At 27.6% G+C, this 22546-nt stretch carries 25 protein-coding genes and 1 pseudogene; 18 read left to right on the top strand and 8 right to left on the bottom strand.

Translation table 11 applies throughout. The annotated features are described in order from the left end of the window. On the top strand, window positions 1–347 hold a 347-nt coding region (locus AVBRAN12647_RS07175; protein WP_336614927.1), incomplete at its 5' end, for an autotransporter outer membrane beta-barrel domain-containing protein. A gap of 32 nt (window positions 348–379) precedes the next feature. Here AVBRAN12647_RS07175 and hemW read toward each other — a convergent pair. Together hemW and AVBRAN12647_RS07165 are read right to left on the bottom strand one after the other, a co-directional pair. Continuing rightward, on the bottom strand, window positions 380–1411 hold the full coding sequence (gene hemW / locus AVBRAN12647_RS07170; protein WP_336614926.1) for a radical SAM family heme chaperone HemW: 1032 nt from the start codon (window positions 1409–1411) through the stop codon (window positions 380–382). A gap of 1 nt (window position 1412) precedes the next feature. Continuing rightward, window positions 1413–1994: a hypothetical protein gene (locus tag AVBRAN12647_RS07165; RefSeq protein WP_336614925.1), complete on the bottom strand. Its 582-nt coding sequence runs from the start codon at window positions 1992–1994 to the stop codon at window positions 1413–1415. 122 nt (window positions 1995–2116) lie between these two features. Between AVBRAN12647_RS07165 and AVBRAN12647_RS07160 the strand changes: the two genes are divergently transcribed. The 17 genes from AVBRAN12647_RS07160 to AVBRAN12647_RS07080 all read left to right on the top strand — a co-directional run bounded on the left by AVBRAN12647_RS07160 (window position 2117) and on the right by AVBRAN12647_RS07080 (window position 17655). After that, window positions 2117–2584, top strand: a complete 468-nt coding sequence (locus tag AVBRAN12647_RS07160; RefSeq protein ID WP_214117753.1) for an RNA pyrophosphohydrolase — start codon at window positions 2117–2119, stop codon at window positions 2582–2584. Beyond that, a complete protein-coding gene (locus tag AVBRAN12647_RS07155; RefSeq protein WP_214149877.1) occupies window positions 2578–3780 on the top strand; it encodes an aspartate kinase in 1203 nt (400 codons plus the stop codon). The genes AVBRAN12647_RS07160 and AVBRAN12647_RS07155 overlap by 7 nt, the downstream gene beginning before the upstream one ends. Next, the gene (locus AVBRAN12647_RS07150) at window positions 3780–4307 is read left to right on the top strand and encodes a HobA family DNA replication regulator (protein ID WP_336614924.1); all 528 of its coding nucleotides are present in this window, start codon (window positions 3780–3782) and stop codon (window positions 4305–4307) included. The genes AVBRAN12647_RS07155 and AVBRAN12647_RS07150 overlap by 1 nt, the downstream gene beginning before the upstream one ends. Next, window positions 4304–4882 carry a DNA polymerase III subunit delta' gene (locus tag AVBRAN12647_RS07145; RefSeq protein ID WP_336614923.1) on the top strand — a complete coding sequence of 193 codons (579 nt, stop codon included), beginning with the start codon at window positions 4304–4306 and terminating at the stop codon, window positions 4880–4882. Before AVBRAN12647_RS07150 ends, AVBRAN12647_RS07145 begins: the two co-directional genes overlap by 4 nt. Continuing rightward, window positions 4869–5978 carry a dihydropteroate synthase gene (gene folP / locus AVBRAN12647_RS07140; RefSeq protein WP_336614922.1) on the top strand — a complete coding sequence of 370 codons (1110 nt, stop codon included), beginning with the start codon at window positions 4869–4871 and terminating at the stop codon, window positions 5976–5978. Before AVBRAN12647_RS07145 ends, folP begins: the two co-directional genes overlap by 14 nt. Then, window positions 5975–7906 (top strand): NAD-dependent DNA ligase LigA, encoded by a 1932-nt coding sequence (ligA, locus tag AVBRAN12647_RS07135; RefSeq protein ID WP_239803631.1) that lies wholly within the window; start codon window positions 5975–5977, stop codon window positions 7904–7906. Before folP ends, ligA begins: the two co-directional genes overlap by 4 nt. Further along, window positions 7903–8598 (top strand): 23S rRNA (cytidine-2'-O)-methyltransferase TlyA, encoded by a 696-nt coding sequence (gene tlyA / locus AVBRAN12647_RS07130; protein ID WP_214117747.1) that lies wholly within the window; start codon window positions 7903–7905, stop codon window positions 8596–8598. The genes ligA and tlyA overlap by 4 nt, the downstream gene beginning before the upstream one ends. Continuing rightward, window positions 8570–9439, top strand: a complete 870-nt coding sequence (locus tag AVBRAN12647_RS07125) for a bifunctional riboflavin kinase/FAD synthetase (RefSeq protein WP_336614921.1) — start codon at window positions 8570–8572, stop codon at window positions 9437–9439. The genes tlyA and AVBRAN12647_RS07125 overlap by 29 nt, the downstream gene beginning before the upstream one ends. Then, window positions 9429–10139, top strand: coding sequence for a carboxy-S-adenosyl-L-methionine synthase CmoA (gene cmoA / locus AVBRAN12647_RS07120; protein WP_214117745.1), 711 nt, complete (start codon window positions 9429–9431; stop codon window positions 10137–10139). Before AVBRAN12647_RS07125 ends, cmoA begins: the two co-directional genes overlap by 11 nt. A gap of 276 nt (window positions 10140–10415) precedes the next feature. Further along, a complete protein-coding gene (locus tag AVBRAN12647_RS07115) occupies window positions 10416–11366 on the top strand; it encodes a methionine ABC transporter ATP-binding protein (protein ID WP_214117744.1) in 951 nt (316 codons plus the stop codon). Then, window positions 11363–12103 carry a methionine ABC transporter permease gene (locus AVBRAN12647_RS07110; protein ID WP_214117743.1) on the top strand — a complete coding sequence of 247 codons (741 nt, stop codon included), beginning with the start codon at window positions 11363–11365 and terminating at the stop codon, window positions 12101–12103. The genes AVBRAN12647_RS07115 and AVBRAN12647_RS07110 overlap by 4 nt, the downstream gene beginning before the upstream one ends. A 9-nt stretch (window positions 12104–12112) precedes the next feature. Next, window positions 12113–12883: a MetQ/NlpA family ABC transporter substrate-binding protein gene (locus AVBRAN12647_RS07105; RefSeq protein WP_214117742.1), complete on the top strand. Its 771-nt coding sequence runs from the start codon at window positions 12113–12115 to the stop codon at window positions 12881–12883. 9 nt (window positions 12884–12892) lie between these two features. Beyond that, window positions 12893–13654, top strand: coding sequence for a MetQ/NlpA family ABC transporter substrate-binding protein (locus AVBRAN12647_RS07100; protein WP_214117741.1), 762 nt, complete (start codon window positions 12893–12895; stop codon window positions 13652–13654). Between the two features lie 62 nt (window positions 13655–13716). Continuing rightward, complete coding sequence (locus AVBRAN12647_RS07095; RefSeq protein WP_250325151.1) at window positions 13717–14808, top strand: ABC transporter substrate-binding protein; 1092 nt, start codon at window positions 13717–13719, stop codon at window positions 14806–14808. Then, entirely contained in the window at window positions 14795–15841 is a 1047-nt protein-coding gene (locus tag AVBRAN12647_RS07090; RefSeq protein ID WP_250325657.1) for a FecCD family ABC transporter permease, read from the top strand. The genes AVBRAN12647_RS07095 and AVBRAN12647_RS07090 overlap by 14 nt, the downstream gene beginning before the upstream one ends. Next, on the top strand, window positions 15834–16628 hold the full coding sequence (locus tag AVBRAN12647_RS07085; RefSeq protein WP_214117738.1) for an ABC transporter ATP-binding protein: 795 nt from the start codon (window positions 15834–15836) through the stop codon (window positions 16626–16628). The genes AVBRAN12647_RS07090 and AVBRAN12647_RS07085 overlap by 8 nt, the downstream gene beginning before the upstream one ends. Further along, a complete protein-coding gene (locus tag AVBRAN12647_RS07080; RefSeq protein WP_214117737.1) occupies window positions 16597–17655 on the top strand; it encodes a GGDEF domain-containing protein in 1059 nt (352 codons plus the stop codon). The genes AVBRAN12647_RS07085 and AVBRAN12647_RS07080 overlap by 32 nt, the downstream gene beginning before the upstream one ends. Before the next feature lie 79 nt (window positions 17656–17734). On the opposite strand, the pseudogene AVBRAN12647_RS07075 reads toward AVBRAN12647_RS07080, so the two are convergent. The 6 genes and pseudogenes from AVBRAN12647_RS07075 to AVBRAN12647_RS07050 form a co-directional block, all read right to left on the bottom strand. Then, a pseudogene (locus AVBRAN12647_RS07075) lies at window positions 17735–17878 on the bottom strand (RIP metalloprotease RseP); the annotation flags it as partial. A 129-nt stretch (window positions 17879–18007) separates the two neighbouring features. After that, window positions 18008–19108 carry a M50 family metallopeptidase gene (locus tag AVBRAN12647_RS07070; protein ID WP_336614920.1) on the bottom strand — a complete coding sequence of 367 codons (1101 nt, stop codon included), beginning with the start codon at window positions 19106–19108 and terminating at the stop codon, window positions 18008–18010. Then, entirely contained in the window at window positions 19105–19644 is a 540-nt protein-coding gene (pgsA, locus tag AVBRAN12647_RS07065; protein ID WP_214117756.1) for a CDP-diacylglycerol--glycerol-3-phosphate 3-phosphatidyltransferase, read from the bottom strand. Before pgsA ends, AVBRAN12647_RS07070 begins: the two co-directional genes overlap by 4 nt. Beyond that, window positions 19644–20426, bottom strand: a complete 783-nt coding sequence (locus tag AVBRAN12647_RS07060) for an enoyl-ACP reductase (RefSeq protein WP_214117735.1) — start codon at window positions 20424–20426, stop codon at window positions 19644–19646. The genes pgsA and AVBRAN12647_RS07060 overlap by 1 nt, the downstream gene beginning before the upstream one ends. Beyond that, on the bottom strand, window positions 20426–21319 hold the full coding sequence (dapA, locus tag AVBRAN12647_RS07055) for a 4-hydroxy-tetrahydrodipicolinate synthase (RefSeq protein WP_214117734.1): 894 nt from the start codon (window positions 21317–21319) through the stop codon (window positions 20426–20428). Before dapA ends, AVBRAN12647_RS07060 begins: the two co-directional genes overlap by 1 nt. Beyond that, a complete protein-coding gene (locus tag AVBRAN12647_RS07050; protein ID WP_214119929.1) occupies window positions 21316–22545 on the bottom strand; it encodes a M16 family metallopeptidase in 1230 nt (409 codons plus the stop codon). Before AVBRAN12647_RS07050 ends, dapA begins: the two co-directional genes overlap by 4 nt. Window position 22546: the final 1 nt, after the last annotated feature.

The raw sequence follows: 22546 nt of genomic DNA, 5'->3' as shown, positions 1-22546 counted from the left end.
TTAAGGACTTAGACTTAAAAGGAACTAATGCAAGTATAGAAACTAAAAAAGGTCTTCAAGCTAGTATAAAAGCAGGAGTTAAAGCAGGGGTTGAGTTTAACAAAAACTTTAGCTTAGTTACTGAATTACAATACTTTAAAGACCTAAATGCTCTTTCAAAAAGTAAAGTAGTAGCTCTTTTAGAAAACAATTTTAACAATATCCAAGATAGTGGCTTGAATGCTAAAATAGGATTTTTAGTAAAACCAAATTCTAATTTAGACATTAATGCTGATTTTACAAAGAATATTTCTAATGAGTTTGATACAGGATATAGATTAAACTTAGGATTTAGCTATAAGTTTTAATTAGAACTTTATAAGTTCTAATTAACTTAGCTTTATTCTAAATACAAAGCTATTTCATCTGATATTAAATAGTTTTTATTAAATACTTTATTATCTTTTATAAAAACCAAATCTTTTAAATCATCTAATTTATTTTTATTTTTAATAAGATTAATATCTACTCCTACATTTGATCTAAGTCCTAGAAAAATGCTTTCTAGTCTAATGTCATTTGGGCTTAAACTTTCTTTAATCCTAAAATATGGATTTGCTATATATTCATTTAGGTTTGAACTTGCTGTATAGCGAATATTATCGCTAGTGCCAACGCTTGAAAGTCCAATGCCTAAGTAATTTTCTTTACTCCAATAAGCTTTATTATGAGAGCATTCATATTCGCTAGAACTTGCAAAATTACTTATTTCATAAGCTTTTAACCCGATTTTTTGCAAATTTTCATAAAAATAGCAATTTAACTCATCATCTTTTTGAATGTATTCGGTTTTATTTTGAAAAGGGGTATTATCTTCTAAAATTAAAGTATAAGCACTAAGATGATTTAATTCTAGGCTTTTTATGACTTTTAATTCATCATTTAGCATATTTAAATCATCTAAATAAGTGCCATAAATTATATCTATACTAAAAGATATTTTTTCATTTTTTAATAGTTTGATTTTTTCTATAGCTTGTTTGCTTGAGTGGGCTCTATTTAAAAATTTTAATTTCTCATCATTAAAGCTTTGCACCCCAATGCTTATGCGATTTAATCCATAATTACGCATAGCATTAAGCCAATTTAAGCTTAAAGAATTTGGATTTGCTTCAGCACTGATTTCTGTATCATTATTAATATAAGGCTTTAATAATTTAAAAATATTTTCATAGTATTTTGCGTCTATAAAGCTTGGAGTTCCACCCCCAAAATATATGCTTTTTATATCTTTAGAAAATGGTAAAAACCTTGCTAAATCTAATTCTAAGGCTTTAAAATATTCGTTTATTTTTTGCTGATTTGTAAAACTAGCAAAAGAACAATAAGAGCATTTGCTAGCACAAAATGGAATATGAATATAAATTCTCATTTTATGCTTTGAAATTTAATAAATTTTCGCCTAGTTTAGCGATTTGTTCATCTATCATTTTGATAGCATTATCAAGAGTTTTATTAGCTAAACTCATATAATCATCACCGAAATTAAATCTTTTTAATGCTTCATTAAAGCCACTTAATAATCCATCTTTGCCTAATCTTAGTTTATTAGCATCATTATTTGCATTTTTTATGATTTGCTCTGCCATTCTTTTTGCAGTATTTTTTGAACCAAATTCTGCATTATCTAATAATAAATTTTTAGCACTATTGCTATCTAAATTATCATTAACTAAATCTTTAAAATTATTTAAAAATTCTTTAATATTACCCCTATTATTTGCAATTTCGTTTAAATTACCTTGAATGCTAATTTCTGTGATACTAATCTCAAAACTCATTGCAAAAAAACTATCATTTTCGCCTTTTGCTGTGAGTTTGTCTAATTCTTCGTTGCTAATATTTACGCCGTAGTTTTTTAAGCTATCTTTAATGTTTTTTTGTGCTTCATCTTTACTACTAAAAGAAGCTGCTGCTTGATAAGATAAAGTTATATTTCTAGCACTTATTTGCATTTTTTCTCCTTGAAAATCATAAGCTTCATATCGGCAAAAAATAATTATTTCTTTAGTAAAAATGTTGCTTTTAATTAAATTTTTCTTGATAGTATCGTGTGAAATTAATTTTAGGTTATTTGATGAAAAAAAGATTTAGAAAAAATGTAGCAGCTATTGTTTTGTCTCAAGAATACCCATTAAATTGTAAAATTTTAGTGGCTTTAAGACTTGATATTGATGTTTGGCAATTCCCGCAAGGTGGGATTGATGATGGAGAAAGCCCAAAAGAAGCATTAATAAGAGAACTTGAAGAAGAATTAGGCACAAAAGAATTTGAAATCATTGCTGAATATCCTGAATGGTTAAGCTATGAATTTCCTAACGAAGCTGTTAAGAAAAAATATAATTTTGATGGGCAAACTCAAAGGTATTTTTTAGTTAAAGTAAGAGATAATAACTTGATTAATTTAAATACCAATGAACCTGAGTTTAAAGAGCATCTTTTTGTGGATTATAAGGATATAAACCCTTATATTAATCATTTTAAAAGACCACTTTATACCAAAGTTTTAAAGTATTTTCAAAAAGAAGGATTTATAGGATGTTAGTTGTTCAAAAATACGGAGGCACAAGCGTTGGCAACCTTGAACGCATAGAAAATGTTGCAAATAGGGTTATTAAGTCTAAAAAGACTTATAAAGATATAGTTGTGGTAGTTTCTGCAATGAGTGGTAGAACAAATCAATTAATTGATAATGCTAATTTTTATTCAGAAAGCCCAAATAAAAAAGAATTAGATATGTTGCTTTCTTGTGGTGAGAGAGAAACTGCTGCTTTACTTGCTATTGCACTTATGTCAAAAGGATATGATGCGATTTCTTTAAGTGGTAAAGAAGCTGGGCTTTTAACTACAGATGATTATACAAACGCAAAAATTATTGATATTGATGCAACTAGAATTAAAAAAGAACTTTCAAGTGGAAAAATAGTTGTAATAGCTGGTTTTCAAGGGTATGCAGCAAATGGAAATACTACTACACTTGGTCGTGGGGGAAGTGATTTGAGTGCTGTTGCTTTTGCAGGGGCTTTAAATGCTGATTTGTGTGAGATTTACACAGATGTTGATGGGGTTTATACTACTGATCCAAGAATTGAGCCAAAGGCTAAAAAACTTGATAAAATTTCTTATGAAGAAATGTTAGAACTTGCTAGTTTAGGTGCTAAAGTTTTACAAAATAGAAGCGTTGAATTAGCAAAAAAATTAAATGTAAAATTAGTTACTAGAAGTAGCTTTAATGAAAATAATGGAACAATTATAACAAGCGAGGAAAAAATGGAACAAGCATTAGTTAGTGGAATAGCATTAGATAAAAATCAAGCAAGAATAGTTTTAAGAAGAATTGAAGATAAGCCAGGAATTGCTGCTAGTATTTTTACAACTTTAGCAAAAAAAGACATTAATGTTGATATGATTATTCAAAATGTAGGTCATGATGGAACTACTAATTTAGGTTTTACCGTGCCACAAAATGAATTAAAAAATGCAAGTGAAGCTATGAGAGAGCTTTTAGGTAGTGATGTAGTAATAGAAAGCGATAGCGATATAGTTAAGGTTTCAGTAGTTGGAGTTGGTATGAAAACTCATTCAGGTGTTGCTAGTGCTGCATTTGAAGCATTGGCAAATGAAGGCATTAATATACAAATGATTTCAACAAGTGAGATTAAAATTTCTATGATTGTTAGCTCAAAATATGCTGAATTAGCAGTTAGAACACTACATAAAGTTTATAAGCTGGAAGATTAATGCAGGATTTTTTAAGTTTTGTAAAAGACTTTATCCAAAAAAAAGGTATGCTATATAGTTGGCTAGATAGCGAAAGGTTTAAGATAAGCCCTTTGCTATCTTCTAGGCTTAGCTATTTATTAGATGGAAAAACTTTTATAGTGATTTGTGATGATGAAAGAACTTGGTTTGAAGAGTATTTTTTAAGTCTTGTAAATGCAAAAAGTGCTAGACCATTGTTGCCATTTTTTAGTTTAAAAGGTTTTAAGCTTGATAATTACGATAAAAACGAAGATTTGCTTGATGATGTTTTAGATTTAGCATACCCTAATGGTTATATTTATATTTATTTTGGTAAGGATAGTTCAAAAATGGCAAAACTTGCTAAAAATAGAAAAGATAGCTTAATGTTTATATTAGATGAAGAATATGATAATTCTTTTTGTCTTAAGTCAAGTGATGAACATTTAGATATTAAACTAATAACTATTGCTCAATTAATTAACGCTTGTTTAGACGCTATTATTTTTGCAAAGGTTAAGATTTGAGAAGTGAGATAATAATCACTCAAAGCCCTGATGATTTTATAAATGATTTAAGGCAAAAAACCAAAATCTGCAAGGTTTTTAGTGGCGATGAGTTTTTATTAGATGATGCAAAAGCGATTGTGCAAAATGCTTATTTGATTGAAGAATATGATAAATATTTTGTATTATCATATAAAGAATATAGCATACAAGCTCAAAATTATATGCTAAAACTACTAGAAGAGCCACCTGCTAATGTGTATTTTAAGATTTTAGTTAGTTCAAAAAATCTTTTATTAGCAACTATTAAATCAAGATTAATTTCAAGAAAATTAGAAAATTATAAAAATAATTATGAGATTAAATTAAATCTTAAAAATATGTCGTATTTAGATATTGTAAATTACGATGTTGATAAAGCGAGTTTGAGTGAATTTATAAGTGCATTAGCTAAAGAATGCTACAAACAAGGCATAAATATTAGTAGTGATTTATTAGAAGAATTTTATAAATGCTATGAATTATCAAAGCTTAATTCAAATTCTAAAATTATAATTTCAAGGTTATTGTTAGGAATAATGCGTGAGAGAAGCTAGTTTTTATTTACTAGATGAAAACTCGGCTAAAGATATTAATTCAAGTGAGTTTGCACTAGATAGATTTTTAAAAAGAAGTAATCATCAAATAATTTATATAAAAAATATAAGCACAACCGCTGCAAATATTTTAAAACAAGACGCAATTAGCGTAGGTGCAATTGTTTTAAATCACAAAAATACAATTTTAGGTGGAGAGTATAAATACGATAGCATTTTGCTAGTTGATAGCATTAATGCAAAGGATTTAGCTAATAAGCTTAAATTGCAGCAGTTTTCTTGCATAAGACTTAGTAAATTTTTAAACGAATTAAAAATAAGCAAAAAATATCCAAAAATTATGGGTATTATGAATATTAATGATGATAGTTTTTATGAAAGTTCTAGGATTAGTGAAAAGGAATTTTTAGCTAAGGCTTATGAGTTTATTGACAATGGTGCAAGTATTATTGATATCGGTGCTATGAGTTCAAGACCTAATTCTACTTATTTAGGAGCGAAATTAGAGCTTGATAGATTAAAGCCTATTTTTAATTTAATAAAAGAACATAAATTATGCGATAAGATAGATTTTAGCTTGGATAGTTTTGATGAGATTTGTTTAACAAATGCTCTTGATATTGGCTTTAAATATATAAATGATATTAGTGCTAATACTAAGCTATCAAAACTAGCTTTAAAATACGACGCTACTTATATTTTAATGCACTCACAAAATAATTATTTTGATAATTATATAAATAATACTGGCTTAAGCAACTCAAATTCCAATTCTAAATTCTTTATTTTAGATAGCGTTTATGAGTTCTTTTTAAATAAATTAAGCGAAATAGAAAGTAAAGTAATAATTGATGTTGGAATAGGTTTTGGCAAAAGTGAGTATGAGAATTTAGTTTTAGTAAAATATCTAAATCATTTTAAGACCTTAAATAAACCTATTTTATTAGCAGCTTCAAACAAAAGATTTTTAGGTGAGCATAAAGAAGCTTTAAGTTTAATCACTCACGCTAATTCAAATGCTGATTATATTAGAGTTCATGATGTAATAGGGCAAAATGCAATGATAAATTATCTTAAAAAAATGGAAAGTATATGAAAGAGTATTTAGAAAATATTAAATTAGCAAATAAATGGGCAAAGGCTTATTATTTAGGAGAAAATCCACTTGCAAGTGATGCTGAATACGACGCACTTATGAAAAAAATAAAAGATTATGAGAGTTTAAATCCAAATGATATAAGCCCTGATTCTCCAACACAAAAAGTATTGCCAATCAATCTAAAAGATGTAAATGATGGCTTTAATAAATTAGCTCATCTTAGCAGAATGTATTCTATGGAAGATGTTTTTAATGAAGATGAATTACACGCTTGGATAAAAAGAGCAAAAGCAGAAGATGAAGAATTTTTCATTGAGCCAAAATTTGATGGAGCTAGTTTAAACTTAATTTATGAAAATGGTAAATTAATTCACGCAATTACTCGTGGAGATGGTAGTGTAGGCGATGATATTACTCTAAATGCTATGCAAATTACTTCAATTCCTAAGAGTATTGCTTATAAAGAATTGATTGAAATTAGGGGTGAAATTGTTATTTTAAAAGATGATTTTTTGAAGTTAAATGAAATAAAATTAGCAAATAATGAAAGCTTATTTTCAAATCCAAGAAATGCTGCAAGTGGTTCATTAAGACTTAAAGAACCAAGCGAAGTTGCAAAGAGAAATTTACAATTTTATCCGCACGGAATAGGGCAAAACTCACTTAGTTTTACAAAACATAGCGAAGCAATGGAATTTATTAGAAGTTTAGGTTTTTTAAAAGATGATTTTTGCAAGGTTGTTAGGGCTAATAAATTGCAAATTGAGTATGAGAATTTACAAAATGATAGATTAAATAAAAAAATGATGTTAGATGGTTTTGTTTTAAGGATAAATGATTTAAGCAAATGCACTGAATTTACAAGCAAATTTCCAAAATTTATGGCTGCTTATAAATTTGAACCTTTAGAGCAAATTACAAAATTAATTGATGTTAGTTATCAAGTAGGAAGAACGGGAGTAATAACCCCTGTTGGAACACTTGAGCCTACTAATATTGATGGAGCTATAGTTAAATCAGTAACTTTACATAATTACGATGAGATAACTAGGCTTGATTTGATGATTAATGATAGCGTTAGCATAATTAGAAGTGGAGATGTTATACCAAAATTAACTCGTGTTTATAAAGAAAGAAGAGATGGCACACAAATTAAAATTCCAAAGCCAATAATTTGTCCATCTTGTAATGAAACTTTATTAGATGATGGAGCTTTAATTAAATGTATAAATCTTAATTGCAAGGCAAAAATGCTAAATCAATTAATATATTTTGCGAGTAAAAAATGCCTAAATATAGATGGTTTAGGGGATAAAATTATTGAATTGTTATTTAAACTTGAAAAAATCAGCACATTTGAGTGTATTTATGAGCTAAAATACGAAGATTTTCAAGGTCTTGAGGGTTTTGCTGATAAAAAGATAACTAATATTTTAACTTCTATTGAAAAATCAAAAGATTGTGAATTAGCAAGTTTTATAAATGCTTTAGGATGTGAGCATATTGGAGAAGTAGCTGCTAGCAAGGTTGCTAGTGAATTTGGATTTGATTGGTATTTAAAAGATGAGATTGATTATTTAAAATTAGATGGATTTGGAGAGCAAATGGCTAAATCTATTGCTAATTTTTGCGTGATTAATAAAGAGCTAATTATTAGATTTTATGAGATTTTAAGGCTAAAAAATACAAATATAAAATCTAGTGATAAATTTGCAAATACGACTTTTGTAATAACTGGCACACTTAGTAATCCAAGAGAATATTATGAAAATATAATCAAAGAAAACGGCGGAAAAACTAGCTCAAGTGTTAGCAAAAAAACTTCTTATTTATTGTGTGGAGATGATGCAGGAAGTAAGCTTACTAAAGCTAAAGAATTAGGCATTAAGATACTTAATGAAGATGAGTTTAAGGCACTTTTATGAGAGCTGATTTATTCGTAGCAAATAAATTAAATATAAGCCGAAATAAAGCTCAAGAATTATTAGAAAATGAAAAAGTATTAATCAATAATGAAGTAAAAAAGGCAAGTGATAAGATACTGCAAGATTATGAATGTAAATTATTAGATGAAGTTTATGTTAGCAGGGCTGCTTATAAATTAAAAGGATTTTTAGAAGAATTTGAATTAAAAATTAGCGGAATTGATTGCTTAGATGTTGGCTCTAGCACGGGTGGATTTACCCAAATATTACTTGAAAATAATGCTTTAAGTGTTACTTGTGTAGATGTTGGAGATAAACAATTGCATAATAGCTTAAGAGCAAATCCAAAGGTAAAAGTATTTGAAAATACAGATATTAGAGATTTTAAATCAGCTCCGTTTGAAATAGTAGTGTGCGATTTAAGTTTTATATCAGCTAGATTAATTATAAATGATTTAATAAGACTAAGTAGCAAGTATTTAATCATTTTATTTAAACCACAATTTGAAGTGGGAATTAATGTAAAGCGTTCTAAAAATGGTGTGGTAAAAGATGAAAAAGCTGTGCTTAAATCTTGCGAAGAATTTGAAAAAGAAGTAATAAGATTAGGTTTGATTTTACTTAAAAAATCAAAATCAAAACTTAGCGGAAAAGATGGAAATTATGAATATTTTTACGCTTTTTCAAAATGAAATAACAAAAGCAAATAAATGTGATTTAGAAAATATTACAAGTTTAGCAATAGGGTGTTTTGATGCTTTACATTTAGGGCATTTTGAACTGATAAAAAGGCTTGATGATAATGGAGCTTTATTAATAATATATAAAAAAACAAGAGAATTAGTTCCGATAATTTATAAGCAAGAATTATTAAATTGCAAAATATTTTTTGTAAATCTTGATGAGATAAAAGATGAAAATGCGTATAATTTTACACAAAATATTATGTATAATTTTACACAACTTAAATATTTTGTAGCAGGATATGATTTTCATTTTGGTAAAAATAGACAAGCTCACGCAAAAGAATTGCAAGAATTTTCTGGGCTACGATGTATTATCGTAGATGAATTTAAAATAGATAATATAAGTGTTCATTCAAGTTTGATTAAAGAATGTTTATTGAATGCTGATTTAGAAAGTGTGAATAAATTTTTAGGTAGAAATTATTTCATTCAAGGAAGACAAATCAAAGGTCAAGGTTTAGGAGCTAAATTTTTTGTCCCTACTATTAATGTAGATTATGATAATTATTTTTTACCAAAAGAAGGGGTTTATTTTACTAAGGTTTATTTAGATAATGAGTGTTATTTTGCAGCTACTTTTTTAGGCAAACGCTCAACTGATTTAAATATGGCTTTAGAAGTGCATATTTTAAATAGTTCAAATTCTTATTTTAAATTCCACAAAATTAAAATAGAGTTTTTAGAATTTTTTAGAGAGAATAAAAAATTTGATAATTTTGATAGTTTAAAAGAACAAATTAACTTAGACATAAAAGCTCTAAGTTTAAAGGCTAAAGATGAAAGATGAAGTTTTTAACGAAGAATTAATAAAACAATTTGAATTTGATGAAAAAGTGGTGCGTGTGTTTGATGATATGGTTACTCGTAGTGTGCCGTATTATTTGCAAAATCAAGAATTAATTTTTAAAATTCTAAGTCAGATTTTGCCAAAAAATGCAAAGGTTTTAGATTTAGGTTGCTCAACTGCAAATACACTTTTAGCACTTTCAAAAAGAGATGATTTAGAGCTTTTTGGGCTTGATAATTCAGAGCAAATGCTAAATAGGGCTAGGATTAAGGCTAGTGATTTAGGTGTTAAAATTAATTTGATTAATAAAAATATAGAAGATATTTTAAGTCTTAATGATAGTTTTGATGCGATAATTTGTTCTTATACCTTGCATTTTATTAGACCACTTTTAAGAGAAGATTTATTACAAAAAATATATAAGTTATTAAATAAAAATGGGATTTTTATTTTATGCGAAAAAGTGCTTTATGAAAATAAAATTTTACAAAAAAATATAATTGATATTTACGAAAATTATAAGGAATTGCAAGGATATTCAAGATATGAAATAGCTCAAAAAAGAGCTGCTTTAGAAAATGTTTTAATACCTTTTACTTATGATGAAAATATAAAAATTTTAAGCAATGCTAATTTTAAGCAAATTGATTGCTTTTTTAGGTGGGCAAATTTTTGCTCTTTTATAGCTTTTAAGCTTTAAATGTTACGAAATGTAACAAATAATATAAAATTATTTTAAAAATATCTTGACATCAAAAATATTTTTTGCTTTAATCAACAAATATTTTTAAACAAAGGATTTTAAATGATGATGCAGATGCGCTAGCGTCTGGCTTTTAAAGACTTTCTTTTTTAGCTAGACGCAAATTAATTATATTAAAGCAAGCAAGCTAAAAAAGAAAGATAAAATATTTTTGCAACTTACAAAACTCTCAAAAATTTTTATTTTTCTTTAAATTAAATTTTAAGGAAAGTTATGATTGAAATTAAAAATCTTAAAAAGTATTACGGAAATACTTGCGTAATAAACGATGTAAGTCTTGATATTAAAAAGGGCGAGATTTATGCGATTGTCGGACAAAGTGGAGCTGGTAAAAGCACACTTTTAAGATGTATAAATGCACTTGAAAGCTATCAAGCAGGTTCATTAAAAGTATTTAATCAAGAAATTAAAGACCTTAAAGAAGAAGAGTTAAGAAAATTAAGAACCGAAGTTGGAATGATTTTTCAACATTTTGCTTTAATGGGTAGAAAGAGTGCTTATGAAAATATTGCAATGCCTTTACTTTTACATAAAAAAGATAATGTAGATAAAAGGGTTAAAGAATTGCTTGATTTGGTTGGATTAAGCGATAAGGCTAATTCATATCCTGCTAATCTTAGTGGCGGTCAAAAGCAAAGAATTGCAATAGCAAGAGCACTTGCACTAAATCCTAAGATTTTATTAAGTGATGAAGCAACTAGTGCGCTTGATCCTGCTACTACTAATCAAATCTTAGATTTATTAAAGCAAATTAATAAAGATTTAGGCATTAGCGTTGTATTAGTAACTCATGAAATGGACGCTGTTAAAAGAGTAGCTGATAAAGCTTGTTTATTAAGTGGTGGAGAAATCATTGGCAATGGAGAAATTAGCGAAATATTTTTAAAACCAAGTAAGAAGATGAGAGAATTCTTAGATGAGAGTGATTGTGTGCCAGAAAGTGGGCTTAATATAAGATTAATTTTCCCTAAAGAAGTAGCACTTGATGGAGTAATTTCTAAAATGGCAAGAGAGCTTAATATTGATTTTTCAATAGTTTGGGGAAAAATTGAAAAGCTAAATGATATTGCACTTGGCTCACTTATTATAAATATTAATCCAAGTGATAAACAAAGAGTGTGTGAATATATTAATAAAAGTGGCGTTTTATGGGAGGAAGTATGAATTATTTTGATAATTTTTTAAGTCATTTTGACAAGATTTTATATCCTGCATTAAAAGAGACTTTATATATGAGTATTAGTGCTACTATTATTGGTTTTGCACTAGGACTTGTTTTAGGAATATTTCTTTTTGTTAGTAAAAAGGGTGGTTTGTATGAGAATTTAGGCTTTTATAGAGTGCTTGATTTTGTTGTAAATATATTCCGTTCTTTTCCATTTTTAGTATTAATTATCGCTTTAATTCCGTTTACAAAGTTTTTAATAGGAAAAAGCATAGGAACAACAGCGGCTATTGTGCCACTTACAATTGGAATTGCTCCATTTATTGCAAAATTAGTGCAAAGTGCTTTAAATGAAGTAGATTACGGAATAATTGAAGCGGCTAAGAGTTATGGTGCTAGTAGAATACAAATTATTTTTAAGGTCGTATTGTATGAAGCATTACCTGCGTTAATTAATGCAGCAACGCTTACTTTAATAGTAGTCATTGGATATAGTGCAATGGCAGGAATTGTAGGAGGTGGGGGACTTGGCGATGTTGCTAATCGCTATGGTTATCAAAGATTTAAAACAGATATTATGGTAGAAACGGTTATCGTTTTGATTGTATTGGTTCAAATCGTTCAGATTTGGGGGGATTTAGTTGAAAAAGCTTTAAGAAAAGGTAAGGATAAATATCTTTATATTTCAATTTTAGCTTTAGTTATTTTATTTATTTATTCAGGAAATTTTATTTAAGGAGATATTATGAAAAGATTGTTTAGTTTAGCTGCTTGTTTAGCTTTAAGTGCAAATTTATTTGCTGATGTTATTAGTGTAGGTGCAACGCCTGTTCCACATGCTGAAATTTTAGAAGAAGTTGCAAAAATTGTTAAAGAAAAAGGGCACGAGTTAAAAATCGTTGAGTTTAATGACTATGTATTACCAAATCTAGCGGTTGATGATGGTGAAATAGATGCAAACTTTTTCCAACATAAACCATATTTAGATGAGTTTAATAAGCAAAAAGGAACAAAATTAACTCCAGTTGCACCAGTTCATCTTGAGCCAATGGGGGCATATTCTAAAAAGATTAAAGATATTAAAGATTTAGGAGATAAGGCTTTAATTTATATTCCAAATGACCCAACAAATGAAAGTAGAGCTTTAGATATACTTGAAGCTGCAGGGCTTATTGAACTTGATAAAAATGTAGAGCTAAAAACTCCACTAGATATCGTAAAAAACCCTAAAAATCTTGATATAAAAGAGTTAGAAGCTGCACAATTACCAAGAGTTTTAGATGAGTGCGATTTAGCTGTGATTAATTCAAATTACGCATTAGCAGCGAAGTTAAATCCTACAAAAGATGCGGTAATTATTGAGGGTAAAGATAGTCCATATACTAATGTTTTAGTAGTTAAGACTGATAATATTAATAGTGATAAGACAAAGGTTTTAGTTGATTCTATAAATGATGCAAGAATTAAAAAATTTATAGAAGAAAAATATAAGGGCGAAATAATCCCAAGTTTTTAAGGAGAAAATATGAAAAAATTAGCTTTAAGTTTAGCATTTTGTTTATACGCTAGTGCGGAGATTTTAAGAGTAGGGATTACCCCATATCCAAATGCTACTATTTTAGAAAATGTAAAAGATGATTTAAAAGAGCTTGGATATGAGTTAAAAGTTGTAGAATTTAATGATTATATTCTGCCAAATCTTGCATTAAATGATGGGGAATTAGACGCTAATATGTATCAACATAAGCCTTTTTTAGAAGACTTTAACGAGAGTAAAGGCACTGATTTAGTAGCGGTTGCTAATGTGTTTTTACCTCCAATGGCGGCATATTCAAAAAAGGTAAAAGATATTAAAGAATTAAAAAATAATGCTTTAGTATATATCCCAAATGACCCAACAAATGAAAGCAGGGCTTTAGACATACTTGAAGCAGCTGGACTTATTAAGACAAATAAGGAAGTAAAATTTAGAAGCGTTATTGATATTACGGAAAATCCTTTAAATCTTGATATAAAAGAGTTAGAAGCTGCACAGGTTCCAAGAGTTTTAGATGAGTGTGATTTAGCTGTAATTAATACAAATTACGCATTAGCAGCGAAGTTAAATCCTACAAAGGATTCTATAATATTAGAAGATTTAAATAGCCCTTATGTAAATGTTATTGCTGTTAAAAAAGGCAATGAAAATAATGAAGGGGTAAAAGCTTTAATAAAGGTTATAAAAACAGAAAAAATTAAGAAGATACTTGAAGAGCAATTTAAAGGTGCTATAATCCCAGCATTTTGATGATTAGGAATTTGCTTTTGGCAAATTCCTTTTTTTATTTCTTTAAAATTTAAGGAGAAGTGTTGAGATTTATTCTACTATTTTTATTATCATTTAGCTTGTTTGCTAAGGAAATTACTTTCAAAGATGTAACAGGAAACGAAATTACTTTAAATACTCCAGTAAATAGAATAGCTTTAGGTTTTTACTATACAGATTTTTTAGCAGTTGGTGGAGAAAAATCATTTGATAAAGTTGTTGGTTTTTCAAAAGCAGTTTGGAGTGAGTGGAGTCCAATTTCTTGGCAAATGTATTTAGATGTAATGCCTAATTTAGACAAAATTGCAGATTTTGGTGAAGCAGAATCAGGCACATTGTCAATTGAAAAAATATTAGAATTAGAACCTGATGTATTAGTTTTAGCTAAATGGCAATATGATACATTAAAAGATACTTTAAATCCAATTAAACTAGCAAATATCCCAATAATAGTAGTAGATTATCACGAAGGAAAATTACAAAACCACGAGATAAGCACGAAAATTTTTGGAATTTTAACCAACCAAGAAAAAAGAGCTGAAGAAATTATGAATGATTATAAAAGTCGTTTAGAATTAATTCAGACAAGAACTAAAGATATTAAAAATAAAGTAAAAGTTTATATAGAATATGGAATTAATGGCCCTAGCGATAATGGAGTTACATATTCACATTATATGTGGGGAAGTTTGATTGATAAAGCAAATGCTAAGAGTATTGCTGATGGATTTATTAAGACTTGGGGAGCTATTAATCCTGAAGAAATCATAGTTCAAGACCCTGAAGTAATTATTATAGCAGGTCGTGAAAGCGAGCTTAAGAAAAATAAAACTTCAATGGTAATGGGTAATAATATAAGTTTTGATGAAGCAAATAATAGATTAAGAGGATTTTCTAATAGAACTACTTGGCAAGATTTAAACGCAGTAAAAAATCATAGAATTTATGGTGGTTATCATAGTATGCTAAGGACTTTAGGGGATATTTTTATGTTAGAATTTGTAGCAAAAGCTGCTTACCCTGAGTTGTTTAGCGATATTAATCCAAGTGATGATTATATTAATTATCATAAGAAATATTTGCCAATTATTCCTGATGGAACTTTTATGTTAAAGCTTGATGATGAGAAATTTTAATAGAGAAATTCTTTCATATAAAGCAATTGTTTATAAGAGATTGGGATTTTTACTAATCTCTTTTTTATTAGCATTAGTATTTTTTATACTAGATATTTCTACAGGACCAGCTCAACTTGATTTAATTATTGTATGTAAAGCTTTATTATCTAAAGCACTTGATATAGATATACAAAAGAATTTCGTTAATATTGTTTATAATTTAAGATTGCCTATGGCATTAATGGCACTTGTTGTTGGAGCTTCATTAGGACTTGGCGGAGCTTTGATGCAAACTATTTTAAATAATTCTTTAGCTAGTCCATATACTTTAGGTCTTAGTGCTGCAGCTGGCTTTGGAGCTTCATTAGTAATTGCATTTAATATAAGTTTTATAAGTTCTTTTATTAGCATTCCATTAGGAGCATTTTGTGCTAGTTTGTTAAGCTCTGCAATATTATTTATGTTTGCTAAAAATAACAAATACAACACTCAAAGTTTAGTTTTAGTTGGTATTGCTTTATTGTTTTTATTTCAGTCTTTTTTATCTTTAGTGCAATTTTTATCAAGTCCTGAAGTATCTCAACAAATATTATTTTGGTTATTTGGAAGTTTGCAAAAAGCTAATTATATGAATATTTTAATAGTATTTTTGGTTACTTTATTTTGTTATTTAATTTTATTAAAAGACAATTGGGCTTTAAGTGTATTTAGGCTTGGGGAGAAAAATGCTAAAGTTTTAGGGGTTAATTTAGTATATTTAAGAATTAAAGTTTTATTATGTGTTTCTTTTGTTAGTTCTGTTGCTATTTCTTTTGTGGGCGTTATAGGTTTTATAGGTCTTGTTGCACCACATATTGCAAGGCTTATTATAGGAGAAGACCAAAGATTTTTCTTACCAGCTTCAATGATAATAGGAGCTTTATTTTTAAGTTTAGCTTCTAGTGTTTCAAAATTGATAATTCCTGGTAGTTTATTTCCTATAGGAATAGTAACTTCTTTTATTGGTGTTCCTTTTTTCTTTTTTATTATATTAAGGAATAAAAATGCTTAAAATTAATAATCTAAGTATTAAAAAAGGAAATAAGACTATTTTAAATAATATCAACCTAGAATTTAAATCAGGTAAAATTTATGCTATTTTAGGTGCTAATGGTGTAGGTAAAAGCACATTATTAGATGCTATTTTTCAACTTGATAAAAAACATAATATGACTTATCGTAATATTAATTCAGATAATATTAAAAAATGGCAAAGCAATATAGGTTATATGTTACAAAGTTTTCATACTCATACAAACCTTAGTGCTTTAGAAGTAGTTTTACTAGGTGCTTATAATGAATTAGGTTTAAAAATAAGCGATGAAATTTTAAATAAAGCAGTTAATGTTTTAAAGGAATTTAAGATTTCGCATCTTGCTAATATTAATATTAAAGATTTATCTGGCGGTCAAAGACAAATGATAGCTTTTGCTCAAGTTTTGCTTAAAAACCCAAGTATTTTATTACTTGATGAGCCTGTAAGCGCATTAGATATTAAACACCAATGTATTTTATTAGAAGCTTTAAAAAAGATTACAATTGAAAATGATTTAATAAGCATAGTTGTTTTACATGATTTAAATTTAGCGAGTTTATATTGTGATGAAGCAATTTTTTTACATAACAACAAGGTTTATAAAAATGGAAAGATTAACGATGTTATTACACTTGATTTAATACGAGAAATTTATGAAATCAAGGCAAATTTAAGTATAGTTGAAAACAAGAAATTTATTCAAATATTAGGTTCATTAAACAAGGAAAATTATGACAACTCAAATCAAGCAGTTAATATCTAGACTGATTAATTTTTATGATTATATTTATTTAATCATACTTTTGGCGACAATTTTACATGTGTCCTTTTTGTTTATATTTTATTATATGAAAATATATGAGCTATTTTATGTAAATATAGTCTCAACCTTAATTTATGTATTAATAATTACAAATTTTAGTAGCGATAAAATAAAAATTTATTATGCTGTTGTATATTTTGAAGTTTTAATCCATCAGTTAATCGCAATTTATTACTTAGGTAGTGCTAGTGGATTTGACTTGTTATTATGTTGTTTGATACTTGTGCAATTTTTATTTTTTAAGAAAAGCACCTGTTTTGTATCAACAATTTTAATTATTTTTTTAATTTATCTTAGTTATTTTCAAGCAGATTCTATTGTGCTACATAGTGATAAATTTTTTGAAATTAACGAATATAAAAATGCAAATATTGTTCTTTATCCAATCAATTTAGCGGTTTTATTGGTATTTTTAGTGGTTTATGGTGTATTGGTAACCGTTATTCCTAGTAAAAAAATTAACGATTTAGCTCAAATTGTATATAAAGATTTTTTAACAGGTTTATATAATAGAAAATATATGGAAGATGTTGTGTTATCAAAATATAACAAACAAAGAATTTTAATTGCGGTATGTGATATTGATAATTTTAAACATATAAATGATACTTATGGTCACCAAACCGGAGATATTGTGCTAAAAATGTTGGCTATAGTTTTAATCAATAAGTATAAAAAATATTCTGATTTTAATATTAATATTTGTAGATGGGGTGGGGAAGAATTTTTAATCATTGCAGATATTGATAATAAAAAAGATGCTGAAATATTTTTAAATGACATTAGAGAAGAAGTGTTTAAATTAAAAATAAGTGATTTGCAAGAAACAATAAGTATTACAATAGGTGGATATATAGCTAATTTTAATCAAAAAGATTATAAGCAACTATTTGAAATCGCTGATAAGAATTTGTATCTTGGCAAGAATACGGGTAAAAATAAATGCGTAGTGAGTGTTGAAGAATAATAAAATTATGTAAGTTTTGCCTAGTTTTATCTAGTGAGCTTTAATTATTAGAATTAAAAAACCAATAAAATATAATACTTTATTGGTTTTCAATAATTCTTGTTATATCATTAAATGTAGCAAATATCATTAAAGAAAATAATAAAAACATTCCAATATAACTAAGTGTAATAAATACTTTTTGATTTACTTCTCTTTTAAAAACTAACTCATATAAAGAAAAACTACAAGAATAAGAAGTCTAGTTTAATTAAAAATATTGTAAGTAAATTAGAGATTTGAATTAAGCACAATATCTAGAGTGAGCTTTAATTAATTATTAGAATTAAAAAAACCAATAAAATATAATACTTTATTGGTTTTCAATAATTCTTGTTATATCATTAAATGTAGCAAATATCATTAAAGAAAATAATAAAAACATTCCAATATAACTAAGTGTAATAAATACTTTTTGATTTACTTCCCTTTTAAAAACTAACTCATATAAATTAAAAACTATATGCCCGCCATCAAGCACAGGAATAGGTAAAAGGTTTAAAATCCCAAGATTAATTGATAGTAAAGCCGTGATTATTAGCAGTTTTGAAATTCCAAGTGTAGTAGCCATTGTAGTTGTGTCGGCTATGCTTATAATTCCACCTATATTTTTAGGGCTAACTTCAGCTAATATTAATTTTTTAAGACCTTCAAGGATTAAAAAAGCCCCATCTAAACTCTCTTTAAAAGCCCAAGCAAACACACTAAAATCTCTATGATATTCTATAAAAGTCTCATTTTTAGGCACAATTCCTAATAGTGGTTTTGTGATGATTTCTCCGAAAATATTTTGAGTTTTGCCTTCGTAAGTTTTAATATCAAGTTCTAAAATTTCATTATTTCTTAATACTTTTACATTAATACTACTATCATTTACGAGTGGTTTTATATCGTAAAAATTATTAATTTTAGTGCCATTGATTTTTAGTATTTTATCATTTACTTTTAGTTTTGTATCAGCATATTCGCTAAGCGCACCAATAGTCGGACTAAGCCTTTCAACTCCTATAAAACCTAAACTTATATAGATTAAAAATGCTAAAAGTAGGTTAAAAAATGGACCTGCAAAAAGAATTAAAATCTTTTTAAATGGGTGTAATACCGAATAGCTATCATAATCATAATTTTTAAGAGTAGGGTCGCTATCATCTTGACCTTTCATCTTGACATATCCACCTAAAAATATGCTTGATATTTGATAATCAGTGCCTTTATAATGCTTCACATAAATTGGCTTTCCAAATCCTATGCTAAATGTTAAAACTCTAATTTTAAAGTATTTTGCAGCTAAAAAATGCCCTAATTCATGAAAAAATATCAAAAAAGAAAGTATTAAAATAGTGCCTAAAAAACTAGCCCCATAATGCCAAAAGCAAAAAGCTAAAACAATAAAAGTTAGAATTATATTCTTCATTTTTTTGCCTTAGCATATTCTATTACATAAATAGCCCCAGAATAAATAGTAAAGAAAAAGCATAGATAAAATAAAATATCTTTTCCCCACCAATCCATTAGTAAAAATCCAATTGCTAACATTTGAAATGTTGTTTTGATTTTACCACTCATATTTGCAGCGATTTTAAGCCCATCAGCTACTATCATAACTCTTAAACCAGTTATAAAAAACTCACGAACTAATATAAAATAAACTAGAATTTCATTAACCCTTCCCATCATCATAAGCCCTAAAAATGCTGCTAAGGTAAGCATTTTATCAGCCAAAGGGTCTAAAATCTCTCCTAAAATTGTTTTTTGATTCCAAGACCTTGCAATATATCCATCAAAAAAATCAGTTATAGAAGCAATAGTAAAAATAAGAGCTGCTAAATAATTTATCCAAGAAATATGTATATTGTGAGTATTAACCAACACATTTGAGTGCGTTAATAATATAAATAAAATTGGTGCTAGGACTATCCTAGCACTAGCCAAAAGATTAGGTAAATTCATCACTTGAATGTTGTTCCACCATCTACAATAAATGTATGTCCTGTAACCCAACTAGCTTTATCGGTGCATAAGAATAAACAAGCACCTGCTAAATCTTCAGGTTGTCCCATACGATTTAATGGGCTTAAATTCATTGTAGCTTGTTTTACTTCTTCATAATTAGTAAATGCTTTTAGAGCATCAGTATCAATTGGACCACCACTTACAACATTTACACGGATATTTTTCTCGCCTAATTCAGTTGCTGCATATCTAGCCATTGCTTCAACAGCAGCTTTTGCTGTCCCATGACCTGCATAGTTTTCAATATGAACTAAATTCCCTGTGCTAGAAATTGAAATAATACTTCCACCGCCAACTTTTTCCATTCTCTTAGCTGCTTCTTGAGCACCACAAACAAAAGCATTAACGGTAGCTGTAAAGATATTATTAATTCCGCGAGGTTTAAGTTTCATAAACTTAGTATATCCACCTACAACTGCACGACCTGTAATAATTGCATTTGAGATAAAGAAATCAACTCTATCAAAATCTTCATCAATTTTTAAAAATAAATCTTTATAAGTTTCAGGCTCAAGTATATCAAATGGATAGCATTTAGCTTTAACTTTGTAAGTTTTTTCAATATCAGCAACGATTTCTTGTGCGATTTGTTCGTTTGAATTATAAGTAAATGCAACATTACAACCTGCTTTTGCAAATTCGTATACAATAGCCTTACCTATACCACGAGTTCCACCGCTTATTACTAATACTTTATCTTTAAAATTAATCTCTTGCATTAAAATCCTTTTATATCATAATTTTTCATAACTTCTTCTATTCTTTTTAGATTTTCTTTACTAGGAGCGCAAAGTGGCAAACGATATTCAAGACTAGGAAGTAATCCTGCTATAAACATTGCTGCTTTTATTGGAATTGGGTTGCTCTCACAAAATAAAATCTTATTTATATTATAAAGTTTATCGTTAATAGATTTTGCATTTTTATAGTTTTCTTTTAAAGCTTCGTGAGTTAAATTAGCAATTTCATTTGGTAAAAGATTTGAAGTAACGCTAATCACACCACTACCACCATTGCTTAAAATAGGATAATTTATACTATCTTCTCCACTTACAAGTCTTAGTTTTGGCTCGTTTGCTAATAAATCTACGCACTTATCTATATTTCCACTTGCTTCTTTTACTCCGTAAATATTAGGACAATTTCTAAAAAGTTCAATTATAGTTTGACTAGCTATTTCACAACCTGTTCTTCCTGGAACATTATAAAGCATAATAGGAATATCAATTGATTTAGCAATAGCTTCATAGTGTTTATATAATCCACTTTGCATAGGTTTATTATAATATGGAGTAATGCTTAAAATCCCATCAGCTCCACACTCTTGAGCAAATTTTGCTAAAGATATTGCTTCGTGAGTTGCATTTGAGCCTGCACCCGCTAAAACCTTAGTATTTGTTCCTTTACAAACACTTACTGCGATTTCTATACATCTTTTATGCTCTTCGTGAGTTAAAGTTGGGCTTTCTCCTGTGGTTCCAACAGGAACTACGGCATCAATTCCATTTGCTATTTGTCTTTTAACTAACTTTTCATAACTAAGCTCATCAATTTTATCATTTTTAAATGGTGTTATTAAAGCTGTCATTGCACCTATTATTTCTTTTTTCATACTTTCTCCTTTAAAATTATTTGAGTTAAATTGTCATCTTTTAGATATTTTTTAAAAACTTGGTTTAAAATTTTATAATCTAATTCTTTTGAAGTTAGAGAATTTAAAAATACATTTACATCTCCAAAACATTCAAATTTACCAATTCCACTCGCTAAAGCACTTGGGTTGGATTTTACTTGATTTATGCTTAATTCTAATTGATTATAAATTGTTCTTGTATCAAATTTATTAAATTTTGTTTGATTAATTAATTTTTTTAGTTGCTTTATTGCTGATTTTGTATTTACTAAATCATTACAAACTCCAAAAATTATAAATAAATTTTCATTCTTAGAGCTTTGTGCGTAAAAGTCCAAATCAGCACATAGATTATACTCATTTATCATTTTATTTTTTATAATTGAGTTTTTATCAAGATTTAAAAATATTGAAATAGCCTTTAAATACTCAAAATCTTCGTGATTAAATGCAGGTATTTTATAAGCACAAGCAAAAATATTAGAATTTAGATTAGGAAAACTAAGTTCTATTTCTTTTAGACCTGTTCTATCTGGTTCATATACTTTATTTTGTGTGATTTTTTTTGCTGATTTTTTACTAAAAATCTCTTCGCACATACTAAAAATATCAATATTAGCTAAATCTCCGCTAATTACTATACAAGCATTATTTGGTGCATAGAATTTAGTATAAAATTCTTTTACAATTTTAGGTGTAAGATTTGCTATATCATCAGCAAATCCAATCGGCGTCCAATGATAACTAGTCTTTATAAAAGCGTAATTATAAATAGCATTATATAAATACCCAAAAGCATCATTTCCTACTCTTAATCTCTCTTCTTCAAGGACTACATCTCTTTCTTTATAAAACTCATCTTTATTAAACATTAACTCACTCATCATACTAGAATATAATTCTAAAACCCTTTTAATATGAATATTTGCGATATTTACATAGTATTGAGTGTAATCAAAACTAGTGCAAGCATTATTTACTCCACCTAATGCTTTTATTATCTCATCAAATTCTCCAGCCTTATGAGTTTTTGTGCTTTTAAAAGATAGGTGTTCTAGCAAATGTGCTATACCGCTTTTGCCTAATTCTTCATAACTTGAGCCTACTTTATAAAAGATATTTACACTAGCTACACCTGAATTATCATTTAGATTTACAGCATAAATTTTTAAGCCATTTTTTAATACTTTACTTTCTATATTCATT

It is taken from the genome of Campylobacter sp. RM12647 (assembly GCF_020138135.1).
Lineage (GTDB): Bacteria > Campylobacterota > Campylobacteria > Campylobacterales > Campylobacteraceae > Campylobacter_E.
Note: the sequence above shows the minus strand (reverse complement) of the source record. Positions and strands in the feature narration are given on the sequence as shown.